Source organism: Shewanella sp. KCT (assembly GCF_007636505.1).
GTDB classification, from domain to species: Bacteria; Pseudomonadota; Gammaproteobacteria; order Enterobacterales; family Shewanellaceae; genus Shewanella; species Shewanella halotolerans.
Genome location: NZ_LVDJ01000002.1, coordinates 119,708 through 138,318, shown reverse-complemented (window position 1 = coordinate 138,318; position 18,611 = coordinate 119,708). Strand labels below are relative to the sequence as shown.

The 18,611-nt window shown below is 52.9% G+C and carries 17 protein-coding genes; 2 read left to right on the top strand and 15 right to left on the bottom strand.

Going from position 1 to position 18,611, the window contains the following annotated elements; all coding sequences use genetic code 11:
• Position 1: 1 nt before the first annotated feature.
• Positions 2 to 889: a LysR family transcriptional regulator gene (locus tag AYI87_RS03465; protein ID WP_144199642.1), complete on the bottom strand. Its 888-nt coding sequence runs from the start codon at positions 887 to 889 to the stop codon at positions 2 to 4.
• 115 nt (positions 890 to 1,004) lie between these two features.
• On the opposite strand from AYI87_RS03465, the gene AYI87_RS03460 reads away from it, so the two are divergent.
• A complete protein-coding gene (locus AYI87_RS03460; protein ID WP_144199640.1) occupies positions 1,005 to 2,456 on the top strand; it encodes an amidohydrolase family protein in 1,452 nt (483 codons plus the stop codon).
• A 402-nt stretch (positions 2,457 to 2,858) separates the two neighbouring features.
• On the top strand, positions 2,859 to 3,569 hold the full coding sequence (locus AYI87_RS03455) for a substrate-binding periplasmic protein (RefSeq protein WP_260865063.1): 711 nt from the start codon (positions 2,859 to 2,861) through the stop codon (positions 3,567 to 3,569).
• 2 nt (positions 3,570 to 3,571) lie between these two features.
• Here the strand turns inward: AYI87_RS03455 and AYI87_RS03450 are convergent, their stop codons facing one another.
• The 14 genes from AYI87_RS03450 to norR all read right to left on the bottom strand — a co-directional run bounded on the left by AYI87_RS03450 (position 3,572) and on the right by norR (position 18,551).
• Positions 3,572 to 4,384 (bottom strand): ABC transporter permease, encoded by an 813-nt coding sequence (locus tag AYI87_RS03450; RefSeq protein ID WP_260865062.1) that lies wholly within the window; start codon positions 4,382 to 4,384, stop codon positions 3,572 to 3,574.
• Positions 4,385 to 4,387: 3 nt separating this feature from the next.
• The gene (zapE, locus tag AYI87_RS03445) at positions 4,388 to 5,554 is read right to left on the bottom strand and encodes a cell division protein ZapE (protein WP_144199636.1); all 1,167 of its coding nucleotides are present in this window, start codon (positions 5,552 to 5,554) and stop codon (positions 4,388 to 4,390) included.
• Positions 5,555 to 5,639: 85 nt separating this feature from the next.
• Entirely contained in the window at positions 5,640 to 7,085 is a 1,446-nt protein-coding gene (locus AYI87_RS03440; RefSeq protein ID WP_144199634.1) for an OmpA family protein, read from the bottom strand.
• A 67-nt stretch (positions 7,086 to 7,152) separates the two neighbouring features.
• A complete protein-coding gene (locus tag AYI87_RS03435) occupies positions 7,153 to 8,613 on the bottom strand; it encodes a hypothetical protein (protein ID WP_144199632.1) in 1,461 nt (486 codons plus the stop codon).
• A 97-nt stretch (positions 8,614 to 8,710) separates the two neighbouring features.
• Positions 8,711 to 9,112 (bottom strand): hypothetical protein, encoded by a 402-nt coding sequence (locus tag AYI87_RS03430; RefSeq protein ID WP_011864440.1) that lies wholly within the window; start codon positions 9,110 to 9,112, stop codon positions 8,711 to 8,713.
• A gap of 233 nt (positions 9,113 to 9,345) precedes the next feature.
• Positions 9,346 to 10,041 (bottom strand): hypothetical protein, encoded by a 696-nt coding sequence (locus AYI87_RS03425; protein ID WP_144199630.1) that lies wholly within the window; start codon positions 10,039 to 10,041, stop codon positions 9,346 to 9,348.
• Between the two features lie 137 nt (positions 10,042 to 10,178).
• The gene (locus tag AYI87_RS03420; protein WP_144199628.1) at positions 10,179 to 10,637 is read right to left on the bottom strand and encodes a hypothetical protein; all 459 of its coding nucleotides are present in this window, start codon (positions 10,635 to 10,637) and stop codon (positions 10,179 to 10,181) included.
• A 136-nt stretch (positions 10,638 to 10,773) separates the two neighbouring features.
• Entirely contained in the window at positions 10,774 to 11,805 is a 1,032-nt protein-coding gene (locus AYI87_RS03415; RefSeq protein ID WP_144199626.1) for a hypothetical protein, read from the bottom strand.
• A gap of 295 nt (positions 11,806 to 12,100) precedes the next feature.
• Entirely contained in the window at positions 12,101 to 12,316 is a 216-nt protein-coding gene (locus tag AYI87_RS03410) for a hypothetical protein (protein ID WP_144199624.1), read from the bottom strand.
• A 161-nt stretch (positions 12,317 to 12,477) separates the two neighbouring features.
• Positions 12,478 to 12,978: a hypothetical protein gene (locus AYI87_RS03405; protein WP_144199622.1), complete on the bottom strand. Its 501-nt coding sequence runs from the start codon at positions 12,976 to 12,978 to the stop codon at positions 12,478 to 12,480.
• 91 nt (positions 12,979 to 13,069) lie between these two features.
• A complete protein-coding gene (locus tag AYI87_RS03400; protein ID WP_144199621.1) occupies positions 13,070 to 13,765 on the bottom strand; it encodes a response regulator transcription factor in 696 nt (231 codons plus the stop codon).
• A gap of 362 nt (positions 13,766 to 14,127) precedes the next feature.
• On the bottom strand, positions 14,128 to 15,570 hold the full coding sequence (locus AYI87_RS03395) for a M16 family metallopeptidase (RefSeq protein ID WP_144199619.1): 1,443 nt from the start codon (positions 15,568 to 15,570) through the stop codon (positions 14,128 to 14,130).
• Entirely contained in the window at positions 15,567 to 16,991 is a 1,425-nt protein-coding gene (locus AYI87_RS03390) for a M16 family metallopeptidase (protein WP_144199617.1), read from the bottom strand. The genes AYI87_RS03395 and AYI87_RS03390 overlap by 4 nt, the downstream gene beginning before the upstream one ends.
• Positions 16,992 to 17,015: 24 nt before the next feature.
• Positions 17,016 to 18,551, bottom strand: a complete 1,536-nt coding sequence (gene norR, locus AYI87_RS03385; RefSeq protein ID WP_144199615.1) for a nitric oxide reductase transcriptional regulator NorR — start codon at positions 18,549 to 18,551, stop codon at positions 17,016 to 17,018.
• Between the last annotated feature and the right edge of the window lie 60 nt (positions 18,552 to 18,611).

Genomic DNA, 18,611 nt, shown 5'->3' with positions numbered 1-18,611 from the left:
GCTAGGCCGTGATCAGCGCATCGCAAAATCGGCCTATTTCTCGGGCGAGTTGTTGCAGCTCGGCCCCTGCCCCCGGAGCCAGATGCAGTGCCAGCTCCATGGCCATTGCCGGAGGCAGCTCGCTTATAATCTGGTGCTCATTGGCCCTGATAAAACGGCTAGGTAGCAGGCTTATCCCAAGCCCCGCCGCCACGGCGCAGAGTACCCCTTCGAGAGAGTTGCTGCTGTAAACCTGCTGCCATTGAATGCGGGATTCATCCAGTAACTGCGCCATTTCATTGCGATACAAGCCCCCCACTGGAAAGGTCACCAGGGGCAAGGGGCTGCCATCTGTCTTGGCCTGCCAGTGGTTGGCCGCCAGCCAGGATAAATGCTCGGGCCACAAGCCCCAGGCCTCCTGCTCACCCTGACGCTGTTTAATCAGCGCTATATCCAGCTTGCCTTCTCGAAAGGCCTGATACAGCGGCTTGCTTAGGCCGGATTGGACTTCCAGTTTTACATTCGGGTATTGCTCCCTGAGCCTGACCAGTACTGGCATCAGAGCCGCCCCGGCAAAATCTTCGGCAACTCCGAGCCGTAACAAGGGCCGATTTTGGGGCTTACTACCGGCCTCGGCCATCAGACTCAGTATGTTTCTGGCGTAACTCAGCAGCCGTTCGCCTTCGGCTGTTGGCACCGCGTAGCGCCCTTTACGGTTTAATACTTGGTAACCTAGGTGTTGTTCGAGTCGTTTAAGCTGTTGACTGACAGTGGATTGGGTCAGGTGGGTGGTGGCGGCCGCTCGGGTAAAACTGCCGCTATCGGCCACGGCCACGAAGGCTCGAAGCAGTAGGGGATCCAGTAACTCCTGATGAGCCAGAAGCTGTTGCTTAGTTGTTGGGGAGGGCATAAAGCAGTACCAGTGGGAAATTCACTGATGATTATTTCTTTATTTAATTTCTAAATCAAATCCTGGCCGCCTAGACTGAAACCACAATAAGAGCATTCCTTAAGGACTCATAGCCATGCGCACACTTAAGCCCCTTTCTCTTAACCCCCTGGCATTAACCCTAAGCCTGACCATGGGGCTGATGGCCCCTTCTCAGGCCGAAAGCCTGAAACTGACCAATTTCCAAATGGTCGATGTGGAGCAGGGCCTGTTGGTGCAGGGCAGGCAGCTGCTGATTGAAGATGGCCGCATAGTGCGGATAGCCCCGGCAAATGAAGCTATGGAGGCAGACAGTAGCCAGGATCTGGGTGGTCAGTATCTGCTGCCCTCATTGTGGGACATGCACGTGCATTTTGAGGGCCGCGAGCTGGTAGAAGATAATGCTATCTTGCTGCCACTCTATCTTGCCTACGGCATTACCGCCGTGCGGGAAGCGGCCAGCGATCTGGCCCCCGAAGTCATGGTGTGGCGTCAGCAGATTGCCGATGGCAAGCGTATTGGCCCGCGGATTTTTTCGGCCGGGCAGAAGCTTGAAGGCATAGACTCCCTCTGGAATGGCGACATGGAAGTGGGCGATGAGGCCGCCATGAAGCGGGGAATGGACAAGCTGGCGGCAATGAAGGTGGACTTTATCAAGATCACCGAAAATACAATGACCCCTGAGCTCTATCTGAAAACCGTGGCCGAGGGCCATCGCCGTGGTTATCGCATTTCCAGCCATATTCCCTATGGCGTCAGCATCAAAGAAGCCGCCGATGCCGGACTGTCGAGCATAGAGCATGAGTCTTATGTGCTGCGCCTTGGTCATCGGGACGAAGCGACTATCGCGGCTCAGGTGCGCTCAGGCAAGCTCTCCGCCAAAGAGGCATCTATCCGTTATCGTGAGGGCTTCGAGCAGCAAACGGCCGATCAGGGCTACCGCATGCTGGCTGCCAAGGGGGTGGCCGTGACCCCAACCCTGATAGGTGGCTATCAGCTGACAAATCTGGATACCAATGATCACAGCCAGGATGACTACCTGCGTTACCTGACCACGGCCTTTACCGATAAGTACCGCTGGCGCATCGAGCGCATGGGGGAACAAACCGCCGAGCAGTGGCAGGCGCGCAAGCAGCGTTTCCAGGATGAGGCACACCAGGCCCCCCGTCTGGAGGCCGCAGGGGTGATGTTGTTGGCCGGCAGTGATTCGGCCGCATTGAATACCTATGTGTATCCGGCCGAAGGCCTGCACAACGAGCTGCAACTGTGGCAGGAAGCGGGCTTGAGTCCGGATCGCATTTTGCGCGCCGCTACCTTGGATGGCGCCAAGTTTATGGGGCTGGATCAGGAGTATGGCAGTATAGCCAATGGTAAGCGGGCGGATCTGCTTATCCTAAGCGCCAACCCCCTGGCCGATATTGCTGCAACTATGACGATAGAAGGCCTGATCCTCAATGGGGAATTTCACGACAAGGCCCAGTTGGAACACTGGAAAGCCGAGACGGCCGCCGCGGTGCAAATTCTCAATACTGGTCGCCAGGGGATCTAAGCCGGGTGACCAGGAGCGTTAACTTGGCCAGAAGGTGCGCCGCATCTGCCTGAGTCGACTCAGGCGCGGCAAGACTCAAAGGCCTGTGTCTTCTGGTAATAGAGTTGGTCTAGGGCTCCTGGATGTGTAGGTTCGCGACCATCTGACCTTCCTTGCCAAGGCGATCATTGAGCTGGTGGTGCGGCGCCGACGGCAGTAGAGCAAGCCTCTTTATCTGACTCAGGAGAGTGTTGATCTGCATGTGCAGCGGGTGCTGGCCATCTACGAACAGGTGCTCAATAGCGGCCAATAGCCTTTCTGCTACACTCAAATTAGGTCGGTGACTGATGGGGTGGGCATGTGGCTATATGTCGGGCGTTGATCCTCGCTGTTGTGGCATTTTTTAGCTGCAATGGCGAGCTATTGGCCCTGAACAAGCTATCGCAGCTCAGCTATTACACCGAATCCTACCCGCCCTATAATTACCGTGAATCCCATCAGCTAAAGGGGATCGCCGTGGATCTGCTGGCCGCGGCGGCCCGCAGGGTCGACGGTCGTTTCGACATCCATAGCATTCAGCTGGTGCCCTGGGCCAGGGGCTATAAGCTGACCCGCACCGGCAAGAATACCGTGCTCTTCTCCACCACCCGTACTCCCTATCGCGAGCCGCTATTCGACTGGGTCGGCCCCATCTCGGCGACCCGTATCGTGATCTTCGCCCGTGCCGATCGTAAGATTAGCATTACCGATGAGGCTCAGCTCAATCAATACAGCATAGGGGTGATCGCCCAGGATATCGGCGAGCAGGCATTGCTGGCGGCCGGCATCGCCCGTGAGCAGTTGCGCCGCGCCCATGAGGCCACTTCCTTGGTGCACATGCTCAGGCGTCAACGGGTCGATCTCTGGGCCTATGAGGAGGTGGTGGGTCGCTACCTGATGAAACAGGAGGGGGTCGACACCGATGAGTTTGAGGTGGTCTTTACCCTCAAGGTGAGCGAGCTCTACTACGCCTTTAGCCGGGATAGCGATCCCGAGCTGCGTCGTCGCCTGCAGCAGGGGATTGACAAGGTGAAGGCCACCATAGAGGCCAACGGCAAGACCCAATACGAGAACATTCTAGCCAAGTATCGTTAGTGCTAGTTCTTGAGCGAATCGACGCGTTTAATCAGTAGCTTACCGCTGTGATTCAGGCATTGGCGTACCGCCAGACTGAGGGCGCTGGCGACGCTCAGACTCAGCATCACCAAGATGGCCAGCATGATCACCACCTGATATTTCACCGCGACTAAGGGATCACTGCCGCCGAGGATCTGTCCTGTCATCATGCCGGGCAGAGTCACCAGCCCCATGGTGCCCATGGCAGCGATACTGGGGGCGAGGGCCTGTTGCAGCGCGCCTTGTATGAAGGGAAAGGCCGCCTGCCAGGGTGTTGCGCCCAGGGCGAGTCGCCCCTGATAGTCTTCCTGTTTCTCCTCGAAGGCGTTAAACAGACGCTGTAGCGCCAGAATATTCCCCGAGAGGCTGTTACCCAGTAGCATGCCTGCCAGGGGGATCATATATTGTGCCTGATAGAGAGGCGTGGGTTGCAGCAGTGCCAATAGCAGCAGTGCCAGCAGGGGCAGCAGGCTGAGGCTTAGGCTAAAGAGCAATGGCAACATTAACCTGGCCTTAGGTAGTCGGGCACCGCCCAATATGGCGCTGGCGCCCACAAGCAGCATGACACTCAGCCAGAGCAGATTGACCCAGAGACTCTCTAGACTAAAGAGAAACTTAAGGTAGAAGCCGACTAACAATAGCTGCGCCGTCATCCGCGCGGCGGCCAGCAGCATCTCGCCGCCCAGTTTTAGATTAAACAGTCTGCCTATCCCCAGGGGCACAAGCAGTACCAGCATGAAGAGCGTAAGTGCTAGCCAGCCGATATCCAGACTCGCCTGCATCTGGGTCGCCATGATTTAGGCCTCGCCTGTGGTGCGGTTTGCGTTCAGATATTGGCGCGACTGCATCTCAATGAGGCGACTCATGGTGCGTCTGAATTCGAAGGCCAGGGCGCCCGGGGTGTAGAGCTGCTCAAGCGGCAGACTGGCCTCTAGGTAAAGTTTGACTCCTTGATCGTAGAGCTCGTCCACCAGGGCGATGAAGCGCCGGGCTGGATCATCGTTGGGCGCGTAGTTGAGCTGGCGCTCACCGGCGGCCACAGCGGCAGCGCCATCTTCTGTGCCCCTGGCGCGGATCCAGCTGCGCGGCGTGCCGCCAAGGGGCGGTACCTGGCTTAGGAGCAGGGTATCGAACTGGCTGGCGATGGCGATATAGTCGAGCTGTGAGCGTGGGCCTCCGCACAGGGCGTCGAAGTCGAGCCAGAGGGTCGAGGTGCCGCGGCGAATAACGGCTATTTCCCTGCCTAAGATGGTCAGCTGTGTGTCGCTGCCACCGCCAGGCTCCAGGGCGTCGAAACGCCTGGCAAACTCCCCCTCATCTTGCCGGAAATAGGTCTGTACCTTGTCTAGGTGGCGCAGGCGGTGATCCATGCCGCCATCCAGGTGCAGGGCATCCGTGTGGGCTTCTAACAGGGCGATGCAGGGCAGAAACCTGTCTCTTGCCAGCCCATTCTCATAGAGGCGCTCTATGGGGGTATTGGAGGTGGCGACCAGAGTGATCCCTTGATCAAACAGGGCCTCAAACAGGCCCGACAGTATCATGGCATCGCCTATGTCGCTGACGAAAAACTCATCGAAGCAGATCACTCGATAACTCTGAGCGAGCCTGCCGGCGATGCGCCTTAGGGGATCGCGCTTGCCGCTCTCGGCCTTGAGCTCCTTATGAACCCGCTCCATGAAGCGATGAAAATGCAGCCTGAGAGCCATCCCATCGGGCAGGCTCTGACAGAAGAGATCCATCAGCATTGTCTTGCCGCGACCGACGTCGCCCCATAAATAGAGCCCCTTGATCGGTGCCTGCTTACTTGGATGTAGAGTGCCGGGCTTATGAGCGCCAGAAGGCGTTGCTTGCAAGGCCTGATAGAGGGCTTCCAGGCGCAATATGGCCTGCTGCTGAGCCGGGTCGTCGACAAACTTCTCCTGGGTGAGTTGATGTTGAAAACCTTGGAGGGGAGAGCGCGACATGAGATGACCCAGGTAGTGAGCGGACGGTCATTATATCAAGATGTTATGAATTAAACAGCGCCCACAAGGGCGCCGTTTTGATGGACTATTGCATGTCTGAGCGCAATACCAGCTCCACGCGACGATTACGCTGTCTGCCCGCCTCATCCAGGTTGTTGGCTACAGGCACATATTCGCCCACGCCCATGGGGCTGAGCTGAGCCTTGTTGATGCCATGAGATTGGGTGAGGGTGGCGACCACCGCCTTGGCGCGCTGCTCCGACAGCCCCTTGTTGTAGCCCTGTTTGCCTTGGTCATCCGTGTGACCCACCACATAGAAGTGCTGCTTGGGATGGCTCTTGAGGTAGGTGGCTAGGGTGGTGATCACTTCCTCGGCCTCGGGCAGCATCTGATCGCTGTCGAACTTGAACAGCAGGCCATCCAGCGCCACGTGGCCTTGTTGGGCGATCTTATCCTTGAGCCCCTCGAGATCGATGACCACTCTGTCGTCGACGAGCTTGGTCTCCTCCACCACCTTTATCTCGCCCCACAGGCCGCCGCTAAAGCCTGTAATATACACCATGGCATGCACGACGCCCTCGGGGCGATCGAGTCGATATAGGCTGTAATATTGGTTGTCATCTGGACCTATTTGGATCAGTGTCTTGATCCGGCGTTCGATGAGCTGTTTCTTACCACAGGCTAAGCCCTGGCAGTGAAAGCCTCGGACAAAACCAAGCTTTTCCAGCGCGGCCTTATAGTTGGCCTCGACTTCAAACTCCGAATAGCCTCTGGGGAGATTGTAGGCAATGTCGGTGACCTTACCCTCTAATGTCTTAATCTTGTGTTGGCCCTGTTCAACACCGTCAAATACCAAGGTCTGTGTATAGCCCTGCTGCTGATACTCTTGGATGAAGGCGCCGGGCAGCCTGGCGATCATGGGGTGATCCTTTGAGTTTTGGGTGTCCCTGTTGCTTCTGTCCTTAAACTCGCTCTGGCTGACCTCGCTTGTTAAGTAGGCCTGGTTGGTGGCAAGCAGATCCAGGGGCTCGTCAATCACTTCGATGATATCCAGCTGCAGGCCGGTGTCGTGGATCCAACTTGCGCTGTAGACAGATAGGTAGAGCTGTTTCTTGGCAAGCGCTAACTTGGCGGTTAGCAGCGCGGGTGTCTGCTTGGGGATATTGTTGAGCGGCGCTATCTGTTTTGAGAGTTTGTGGTCATCGCCGCAGGCCTTCTCCTGACACTCGAACAGTATTGTGCCGCCGAGCTTTTCGAGCTGCGCTTTGTAGTTGTTGACGGCGTGGGACGCCAGGTAGCTGCTTGGCAGCTTGTAGTTGACCCGTTTTAGCTGACCGGCAACCGTCTGCGTCTGGTAGGTGTTTTTGTCGACGCCTATCACCAGCTCGAAAGGGGTGTAGTGGCGCTCATCTTGTTTGTTGAGCTTAGCCTCCGGCAGGGGCTGAAAGGGGAGGTCATTGGCCAGTGCTAGTCCACTAAGGCCTAAGCCGCCACATAAGGCGAGTGTGCAGGCGAGAGTTTGGGGTTTCATCTTAATTCCCTTTAAGTTTCTGAAAGTCGTTTTATCAATATCTGCTTGGTCATATTGCGTGCACCAGCTAAGGCGCCGGGCAATTCGTCATTATGGTAGGCCCCTGTATAGATGCCTGGCGTTGCATCAGGTCGGCCATGGCCTGTGGCGATAGGCCTTTGTATAGCAAGGCAACATTTGGCTGATTTGCTAATGGTTTTAAGGCGTCGCAGCGCGTCGGCGACATGATGGCGATCGACTCGGCCTGAGTGTTTGCCAGTGCCTGCCAGTCTTGGCTATCGACCTCGCTGAAGCTAAGGTTGCCCTTAAGCGCCTTGAGGTCACCAAAGGTGATGATTTGACTCTGCTCTATGTTAAGCAGACTGAGATGGCTAAGGCCAGCCAGCGCCGACAGGTCGGTCAGCACGCCGCCCTGCAGGCTCAGCATCTCCAGGTTAGACAGTTTGCTCAGGGCTTTTAGGCTGACCGAGTCGCTGGATAGGCGGCAGCTTAATACTGTAAGCGCCTGTGCCGATGTCAGCCCCAGTTGCGAGACCTGCTGCTCGATACAGGCATCGAGCGTGTTACCTTGCAGGCCGGGCAGCTTAGGCGTCGTATTCTCTTCTCGTTGGTTAAATGCTTCACTGTCTACAGGACTTGAGCCATTAGTATTTGAATCAGCAAGGATTGTACCTGCTGCATTGGCGTCTAAACGGCTTGCATCCGCGCTTTTAGGTTCGAACCCGTTTTGAGTGGGTTGGTTTAGCTCTGGTTTGTTAAGCCTTGGTTCGTTAAGGCTAGGCTCGTTAAGGATAGGTTCGTTAAGGCTTAGCCCTTCAGGTTCGGACGCCGACAAGTTGGCCGCCTCTACTATTTCGGGAAGCCGCTCGGCCATGAGTCCTTCGAGCAATAAGATATCCTGGGCAACCGCCGGCATGGCCTGGGTAACATAGCAAAGCTTGCTGGTCTCCAGCAGGTTGACCAGCACGGCCGCGCGGCTTTGGCCGATATTTATCGCCATCAGCGCCGCGTAAGCCTCCCCCTGATCCTGGGTCTGAATCAGGCCTTGCAGCTGGTTGAGGTAGTCTTGTACCTCGTCTCTGGTCTGCTGAAATTGTTCGAGTCGCTTGGGCTGATAACAGCTGGAGTTTTTGTCGATTCGGGCGAGGAAGGCGCGATAGCGCGGCAGATACTCATTGGTCAGGGTTAACATCTTGTCCGCGGTGAGTGCCATCTCACCGATTAAGGCATCTTGCAGTAGTGGCTTGGCATCTTGGTATTGGTCAAGCTTGTTAGAGAAAGTTTCCATCTGCTCTTTGTGTTTGCGACTCAGCTGACGGGCACGCTCGGTCAGTGGCATCGTTTCGAGTTGAAACTGTTTGATGGCTTCTCTGTCGGTATCTTTGTCGGTTCCTGTGCCGGTATCGGCAGAGGCTAGGCCGCTAATCGATACTAAGCTCAGCGCCGAGGTCAGCGCCAGTGCGCGCAGCACCTTGCTGCTGAAATTGGAGATGCTTTGGGGGATCCTAAGGTCTTGATCAAATAACACGACTTAGCCTTATCAGATGGCGAGCGTTGAGGGGCGTCGATCTTGCGATTGAGCCGCCATGGCATAGACGCTCCTGCCTATGCCATGGCGATTAACTTTAGAAGTAGAGGTTGTCTACTAGCTTTTCGTTGACATAGAGCTCGCACTTATCTGCGGTGCTGCTCTTAGAGGATTGAACTATACCCGCGATGGCGCCGAAGGCACCGCCTTGCTTACCCAGCACAGACCCGAAGTAGCAGTGGCTTTTGACGGCAAAGTCTTTGTAGTTAGCCTTAAGGTTTTGGGTTGGGGTGTAAGGGGGGAATCGGCCCTGCATGATAGGGTCGCCGTTGACGCTAAGGATCAAGATGTTCTTCTTGTCGTGGTAGCTGCCGTTAAACTTGAGTACAGTGCCATCGACTTCGACCGTCTTTTCCAGTGCCATGCGCGGGCCGGGATCTGAGGCGCAGGCGGTCAATAACAGGGCTAGGGTCAGGGCAGAGAGTGAAGCAATTTTCATTGATATAGTCCTTTATATGGGAAGAAATAGTCCTGAGTGGTTGAATGGTTTTGAGGATAAAATGCCTATCAATATGCTTTATTCACAACCACTTAAAATAAGCCTTTAGGTTTATTCGTAGCGATCCTATCGCAAAATATCGGCCGGAAACATTATTCTTTCGGGTGTATTTTGGCGGTTTAATCGGCAAAAAAATCATCGTTATGCACCGCCTATGCGCTTTCAGCGTCAAGTTAAGGGCTGATGAAAATCATCCATAGATTCAGCAGCAAGACGCTTGTCCCCAGGACGAGGAGAAAGCTACCTAGTCGCTCCTTGGGTGGCGTGCTTTCCTTCATGACGATAGGGTAATCGAAGAAGATGGCCAGATAGAGTAGGCTTCTGAGGGGATAGGCCATGCTGGATAAGCTATAGCTTTCTCCTCGCTTTAGCTTGATGACGAGCCTGTGGGCGCGCTTACACTCTATCTGGTTACTGTTTTGGTAGCTGTGCCAGTCGAACTGCAGCTGGGCTATCTGATCTTGGTTTATTTTTTGTGACGACCCAGAGTTGCTGGTGAGAAAGGGGGGCAAGGTGATGCCAGACTGGCTAATGATGATCTGCTGATTTGCCTGGCTATCGGCCTCTATCCCCAGGTGTGTTTTAACCTGGCGTTTACGGATGATGGCGTAAATCAGCAGGCCTATTACGGTCAATATTGGGAAGCGCAAAAAATCGAACCTGGGGTCGACAGAAGGAATGAACAGTGCCAATAAGATGAAGGGGAGCAGACTTGTGGCGATTAGGAACTCTTTCTTAAGCGGCAGGGCAAAGAAGTTAAACGAGATGGGGAGCTTTTTCTCGCTCTGCTTGTCGAGCCCTAGGTATTGGCTCAAGAAGACGGTATCGAACCATTTTAGATTTTCCAGTAGGTGATTGAGTGAGTTCATCTCGATGAAAAGTCCCTTTTTCTTACCATTTGTGTCGAGCATCAATGCTCTGATTGCCGCGCAATAGATCAAAAAGGGCAAACAAGTTGCCCAAGAAGATGCTGAAAATATCTCAGATAATCGCTGTTAACTCAAGGCTATAGCCGTAACGAGCGGAAATACCAGCTGTCACCTATGCGTAGGTATTTACAAGCTGTCGCGCTACTGTTGCCTTTGTTATTGGCGATATAAAGGTCGATCTCCTTGGCCTCTAGCGCACCTAACTTCTCTTGCTCGATTTTGGCAACCTTGGCTGGCGTTACTGCCTTAATTTTTATGGTGTCAGGCTGAGCCTGGTATTCTTTAACATATTTACCATGGCGATCGGCGAGCTGTTTCCTCAAGGTTTTTTCACCGAAGATGCCTAGCCAGGGCTCGGGAAATTCTGCCACATAGGCGTCGAAGTCCTCTGCGGCGTAGATATCCAGCATCTTGATGCAGCGCTGAGCCAAGGGGTCATCACTGAAATTTTGCTCGGTCGATGCCTGGAGATCGGTTGATATTAGCGTTACCGCTAATGTTCCCATTAATGCTAATGCCATCCATGGTATGTTCATCTGGTTAAATCCTCTCTAAATCATATTGCAATGGAGTTGTGGGGAACTGTGACAGTTGCCGAGCCCTTTTGCCTGTTGAAGTCTGGTAATCCTCCAATATTACCCGATTTACTATTTTTGCAATTACTATCCATAGTTAAGGTTTCAGGTAGGGGGCTAACCAGCTATGAATAGCATAGCTGTGTTCTGTTGGTAACTTAAAAGCCAACCATTCAGCACCAAGTCGGGTAACTAGATAGGTATTTCTAGTCATGTTGACTACGCCAATTACATCTGCAAGTTTATATGTTTTTCTTTTTAATATACCGTGCTTAACAATCAGTTTGTCATTGTAAATCTTGAGTTTTACGCCAGATGAACGGTAAAAAAATACCCAAGAAAAAAAGCCAATCAGTAATACTGATAAGGCGTATTGAATAGGCAGGGATACATAAGGCGTAAAAATTGACTCAGAAAAAAATAATACAAATATCACAATGAAAAATGCTATGCCTATAGTATTCGCCGCAAATAACCAGAATTTTAATGATGAAGCAGGCATGCCGCCAAGCGTCAACTGCTGAAAACTAGACTCTCGCACTAAATCATCATTTGGAAGCGCAGTCGGCTTATGGTCTTTTAATAATCCCTTGGTACTAAATTTATGTCTTCTATCCTGAATAACTAGCGCCAAATCGGTATTGAAGTGTTTTTCAAAAAACATCACGACATTGATCATAGTTGAGAGATTTCTGATGGTCAGATGCCACTCAGGATAGCTATAGAACTTCAGCGCATAGTGATGCAGGATCGCTTCTTTATTATCAAAAAATGCTGCAAATTCACCGCTAGTAAAGCCAGACATTTCCAGTAGAGATAAGTTGTTATTAGTCACAATCTCTTTTTCAGCAGTAATACCGAACCAAGATTTTGTTTTCACCACCTCTTTACGGATCGCATCAATCGTTAACCGGTTACGCTTAAACACAGGGAAGAATAAACAACTACCGACTAGGACAACGATGAGTGGTATGAATATTTCGCCCGTATCTTGGTAGCCAAACCAGCCTAAATAGATGATACCAGCACCTATGGCGGCTAAAACAGTATCAAAAATAAAGTCTATAACACCGCCTGTGTCTTGCAGCATGATCTGTTCATCGGTTTGCTTGTATATTTTATAGCTCATAAATCCCTTTTGTTTTTGCTTGATATAAAAATAAAATCCATATTGTAATAAGAATAGGGCTTTAGAGAGCTAAGGTTTTTGGCTTAAGTACCAACGTTGATCATTATCTTGTTTAAAAGAGCAAGCGCTTCTTCGATATCGTTCCATAGTGCCTGCCTTGTATTTAAATCTGATCCGCTTGATTTTATGGCCTTTATACTCTGTATTTTCAATTTCATCTTTAATTTCAAAGATTTCATATTCAGATAGAGGTTCGTTCCCAAAGCGTATTAGGTGTCCCTTTGGCCAATCTTTCTCAAGTATTTTCTCCATTTTTCATTGATTTAGGTGATAAATGAAAGAATAGTTCAGGGTTGTTTTTTAAGAAACCATTGACCATATAGTTTTGACAAACGGCTCTAAGATTAGCGTCGGAACCATCTTCAATGCCTGCGAAGCGCTCAAGGGCGCTCGCTGAAATACTGAACAGCATTATGCTACTTATCGCTATAAGGCTCGCTACTAATCTCATATTAATCTCCATTTAATGCGCTGATACGTGACATAGTGCTTGTGGGGGCGGTGTTACATGATGCCATATTTTCACCATTGCCATCTTTAACTTTGATAACCAGTGAACTGGTGAAAATCCCTCAAGTGGTAACTTTATATAGTGGTATTTTAAGTGCGAATTTAGAAGGGTAAATCATCTTCGAAATACCATTGGCCATTTTCTTCAAATAGCACGCATCTTGCGCTTCCTATATGGTCCTGACCATTGCGCATTTTAAATTTAAAGCTGTAGTTAATGCTCAAGACACGCTTAGCGTTGGGATAGTTTCCTTTTAAATTTGTACTCATTTCAAGAAAACCAGAGCTTTCAGGTTTGAATACGAGAAAATCTAATAACTCGACACCGTCAGCTTTTCTTTTATAGCCATTTATGCTGAGACTAATCAATTTTCTCGCTCTTTTTCCATCTAGCCACTGTTGCATCATGGGGTGATATCCCTTAATGATGTCATCTACTTTTTCATCACGTATGTCGCGCATCATCTGCTCACAACGTGGTTTTAACTCATAAACTTCTATAGGTAAGGCTGTCTGAGCTGTAGCGACTGAAGTTCCGAGCGCTAGGCTACAAAAAATCGGTAATTGCCAGTATGTAAATCTCTTTCCTTTATTCAATGCCATCGAGTGACCTCTCCTTATCAAACGTGTACCAATACTGTTTTCGCAGCCTTCTGTAATAACTATTATATTGGTGAAATACTCTTAAGTGATTTCAAATACTGAAAATCGTTACTTCATTGTTATCTTCACGGTATATCTTCCATCCATGGATATTATTGTTGCCGTGTATGATCTGATTATATTTAACTAGGAGTTGTCCTCGGCTCTTACAATCGGTTTTTTTGTAAATGTTTTGTAGATGCATCTTGATGGTATTTATTGAAACGTTCATTTTATTTGCGGCTTCTGAGTTACTCAGGCCTTTACAGATAAAAGAGAGCACCTCTTTCTCTTTCTTGGTGATCCCTTGAAACAGTGCATGTTGCTCTGAGGCTTTAGCGGGTTTTTGCTGTGTCTGAATATAGTGCGACAGGGCGCTCAGGCTAAAAAACAGGTTGCCCTCGAGCACATTGTCGAGCATCTGCATGATGGCGTGTGCTGGGCTGGATGCCTTGGTGGCTCCGCTAAACCCATGTTTTATTAGGGTTAACTCATCATCCATCGAGAGGTTTTCGCAGATGGCGATATGTTTGCCTGCCGATAAGAGCTCAGGATCTATCTGACCGAGTTCGCCGTGAACGTTTTTGAGGAAATGAAACAGAATCTTGGGGACTTTCTGCGGGTTGTGCCAGGCCGCTAGCGGCGTAATGCTGGCATTTACCTTTAAATTGAGTAGCCCAGAAATATTCTTTAACAGCTGAATATTTTTCGGCGACCGGCTTAGGGTAAATAATTCACCATTATACATTTCACGTCCTTATGAGATTTATAATGTACTACTTTGTTACTAATAGGGTTTGTTTATTTTTTTCGAGCGTAAGACTTTATTATGACTAAATTATTAAACGCTCGTTTATTTGTTCATATTCTATATAAGAAGGAGTTAATATCAAGAGGCGAGAACTTGTGACTTATATCCTTTCGGGCAGGCATCAGCCCCCTGCACTCGTGATCGGGGATAGCTTGTCCCGTGCCTTTGTGTCAGACGACACCTGATGTGGGATGAAGATGTGGGTAGAAGATGAGCTGCACAGAGGCGACAGCTTGCCGCCTCATTTTAGCGCCCTCTCTTTAACGCCTTATCTTTAGCGCCTGATCATTGGAATGAGGTTAGTCTAGCGAGGTGACCTTGAGCTGCCACTCGGGTAGCTTCTCTTCGAGATCCGGCCTGATACGTGCTAGATCGCCGCGGATGACGATTACAGGCTCTTGGGCAAAGTGTGCTTGTGCCAAGGCTTGCAGCGCCTCTGGGGTTAACGTTTGCCAGTGTTTGAGTCGCTTTGCCATAGCGTCGGTGCCTGCTTGGCGTGCAATGGCCTGGCAGTAATCTTCGATGCGATGGCCAGGATCGTCCTGGCGCAGGGCGATCTGGCTAAACTGCGAGGTCTTCAGCGCGGCAAGCTCCGCCTCTGAAGGCGGGGCTTCGGCTGCCAATGCCAGGTGATCTAAGATGCCACGAATAAAGGCGCCAGTATGCTGCTGTTGGGTGGCGCCGTAATATTTTAGGATGCGCGCCATAGGATTGTTGAAGCAGCGGCCATAGATGCCATAGGTTAGACCCCTCTGCTCCCTGAGATCGAAGTAGAGGCGCCCGGAGAAGCTACGTCCGAGCCAGCGACTGAGGGCTTCGCAGGCAAACGCCGAATCCTCTTGGTCAGCTAGTCCCATAGGCAGGTGATAGCCGATCCGCACCTGAGTCTGTACCGTGCCCGGCGCATCGATAACAAACAGCTGCTTGTCATAGGGGCTAAAGGTATCGACGAAGCGCTCTTCCTGCCTCTGCGCAGCGCCCAGCCGGCTCAGGCTCGCGGTAAGTTGCTCCTTTAAGCTGTCATCCACCTGAGGGACGCCCTCCAACAACAGATGCCATTGGCTCTGTGCCTTGGTTTGTTTGAGTAGAGCCAGTAGCTGAGGCTTATCCAGGCTTTGCTGTAGCTCCCTGTTATTCAGGGCCTTATTGTAGGGATGAGCGCTGCCGAGGATCTTGTCGGCCCAGACCTCTTCTATCTCGCTGCCATTAAAGGCTCTGATATGTTTATCCAGGGCCAGCTGGCGTTTGAGTCTCGGCAGATCAAGCTGGCCGTAGGTGTTTGACGACCAGCTTTGGGCCAAGATGTCGACTGCCTGCGCCAGTGCTGATGTCGGGCATTTTAGGCTGAGTCTGAGACCATGGATGCTGGGGTGTATGGTCAGTCCTTCGATACAGGGCAGGTCGTGCTGGTTGGCCAGCTTGACGCTAAGCTGCTGCATCGCCGTATGCAAAATATCGAGATTCTCATAGGGGGCATCCGGGCTCACGGCTAGCAGGTGTATGCCCACCAACTGGGAGGGCGTGCCGGGAAGTAGATGCAGGCTTAGCTCGTCTGACAACGAGATAACCTCAGGCGGCGCCAAAGGCGTAAACTCTTTTTTCGCCAGCGTCGGCGCATTGGTCGGCGCGGTAAAACTCGGCACCTTAGGCGCTTCAACCTGGGTGAAGCTTAAGCGGGTCTGCTGGCAGCCTCCACTCCAGAGGCAGCCAATGAAGATGAGGAGTAAGCTTATGGTTCTCATAGCACCTTCTCCTCCAGTGAATCGGACAGGCCTTCGGGCAGCCACTCTAATATCGTCTTGCCCCAACGAATATACCAGGGGGGCAGCAGGTCGAGGCGAACATACCCTGGGCTCAGATAGTGCTGGGTGACCCGTTTGATATCCTCTTGAGTCACCGCCGCAATGCGCTCCCAGGGAGCGGTGAGGGGATGCTCTCTATCCCTTAGTTGGCTGGCGCTGAGCAGATTGGCCAGGCTGACATCATTGTCTAGCTTGCTCAGCTGGGTGAGTAGCCAACGGCGTTTGAGTTGATCGAGCTCGAGCGGCGTTACCCCCTGGCTTGCCAGAGTATCCACCATGCCAGTGATGCGCTGGCTGAGATCGTCGAGGGAGATCTTGGCTCTGGGCACCAGGATCAGGTTCATCACGCCAAGATGCTCCATGGAGAGGGGGACTGAGTAATGCAGCAGGGTGTCCGGCGCCTTGAGGTTCATCTGCTCCAGCATGCTGGTACGGTTTTGCAGCAGATAATCTTCGACCAGGGTGATGGCGGCGGCATCGGGATGCAGGGCGCCTACCGTGTGCCAGGCCAACATCAGCCCGGGCCAGGGGCCACGGCTATCGACTATCTCGCCTCGCACCGGCTGGCGCTCGACGGCCAGCGGGGAGAAATGTGCCAGGGGACGCTTGGGTTTCTGCCAACTGCCGAAGTACTTATCTACCCAAGATAGAGCTTGTGGCGGCAAGTCGCCGACGATGGCCAGCTGCATAGCATCGGGGCGGTAGAAGTCATGGTGAAACCGATTCAGGCTGGCGGGCGTAGCCGCCGACACATCGTCAACTGAGCCGATCACCGCATGGCCATAGGGGCTGTCTTTTACCTGATTGAGTAGAAAGGTCATAGCCGGGCGGATATAGGGCTGGTTGTCTATGGTGGTGGCCATCTCTTCGAGTACCGTTTGTTGCTGATTGCGCACCGTTGCGTCGCTGAGCTGGGGGCGGATGAAGCGGTCCGACTCGAGCCAGAGTGCCAGCTCTAACGCCTGACTGGGGAGGTTGACATAGTAGTTGGTGGCATCGAAGAAGGTGCTGGCGTTGAAATAGCCGCTGTTGGCGCTCATGGTCTGGCCATAGCTGTCACCCGGGGCATTTTCGCTGCCCTTGAACAGCATATGCTCGAACAGGTGGGCGTAGCCCGACTCACCCTCGAGTTCGTTGCGCGAGCCTACCGCAAACTGGCTGGAGAGGGCGACGCTCTGCTTGTTGGGCAGCGGCAGCAGATAGAGGCTCAAGCCGTTATCCAGTTCGTGCCGGCTCAGTTGCTGCTCCAGCTGATAAAGCGGCGCGGCCAGTGTCTCCAGGCTGGGCTCGCTGGCCATGGCGCTCACGCCAAAAAGGCTGAGCAGGCAGGCGAGCAGGGAATAGCGTGTTGGGCTTGGCATCTTATTGTATTTTCTGAAATTGACTTATTTTAACCCTATCCGTTTTGCCAGGCGGTGTAAATTACCCGAATCGACCTCGAGATCCCTGGCGGTGGCGGCCCAGTTATTATCGTGCTGGCTCAGGGTTTGGCGTATGTAGTCGGCCTGAAAGGCTTCGGTCGCCTGCTTGAGGCTGCCGCTAAATTGCGGCGCCAGGGTTTTGCCGCTGCTTTGAACGGTGCGCGGTGCCTGGTTGGCGAACTCGAAATGCTCGGGGTTGATGAGGCCGTTACTGCCGGACGACTGGGCCCTCGCCAGAATGGCCGCTCGGTAGATGCTGTGCTCCAGTTCCCTGACGTTGCCGGGCCATTGGTAGCACTCCAGCATGGCAAGACTGGTCGGGCTGAGCCTAAGGGTTTGTAGCCCAAGTTGCTGACGGCAGCGCTCGACGAAGAAGCCGCTCAGCAGGGTAATGTCCTGCTCACGCTCTCTCAGTGGCGGCGCGATCAGCGGGAAGACGCTGAGTCTGTGGTAGAGGTCGGCGCGAAAACGTCCCGCCAGCACCTCGTTCTTCAGATTCTTGTTGGTGGCAGCGATGATCCTCACATCCACCTTGAGGCTGCGATCGTCGCCGACTCTTTGCAGATCGCCATATTGCAGTACCCTCAGCAGCTTGGCCTGTAGGGTCAGCGGCAGCTCGCCTATCTCATCGAGAAACAGCGAGCCCTTATCGGCCATCTCGAACTTACCGCTGCGATTGCTGACGGCGCCGGTAAAGGCCCCTTTGACATGACCGAACAGCTCGCTCTCGGCCACAGATTCGGGCAGGGCGGCGCAGTTGAGGTAGACCAGCGGCTGGCTAGCGCGCATGGATCCCTGATGGATCTCATGGGCGATCAACTCCTTACCTGTGCCAGTCTCGCCCATGATGAGCACGTTGAGATCCGTCGGCGCCACCACGGCGATCTCCTGCTTGAGGTTATTCATCACCTGTGACTGGCCGATGATCTCCTTGGTGCCTTCCTTACTCTGGCTAGTGCTGTCGCCCTTGTCCCATTGGGCCTGCAGCGCCTGCTTCTCCAGCTTGTCGATCAGCAGGGCGTTGTTGAGCGACGCCGAGGCGATGGCGCTGATCCCCCGCAGCTGCTCGTTGGTGAAAGACTTGAACTGATCCGGATCGAAGCCGTCTATGGTGACGGCGCCTATCAGGTTGCCATCGGCCAGCAGCGGCAGGCCGATACAGGCGTGTACCGTGAGGTTGTCCCCCTGATTGGGGATCAGGCCGTCGTAAGGATCGGGCAGATCGCTGTCGGCGGGAAAGCGCACCACATCACCGGCGCGGGCAATCGCCTCGAGCCTTGGGTGTTCATGGAGCACGAAGCGGCGGCCCAGTACATCTGGGCTCAGGCCGTTGATGGCCAATGGGGTAAACTGCTGACCCTTAAACTCCAGCAGCGCGGCGGCGTCGCACTGCATACTTTCCCTGATGGTGTCGAGCAGGCGTGAGAACCTGTCATGATTGGACAATCCCGAGGTGATATCTAACGCCATCCGCGTTAATTGGGTTTGACTTAATGCCATGGGGTCTCCGAAATATCGCGCCAGTGCCAAGGGACTTCCTTCTTCATCGGCAGGCTGCGG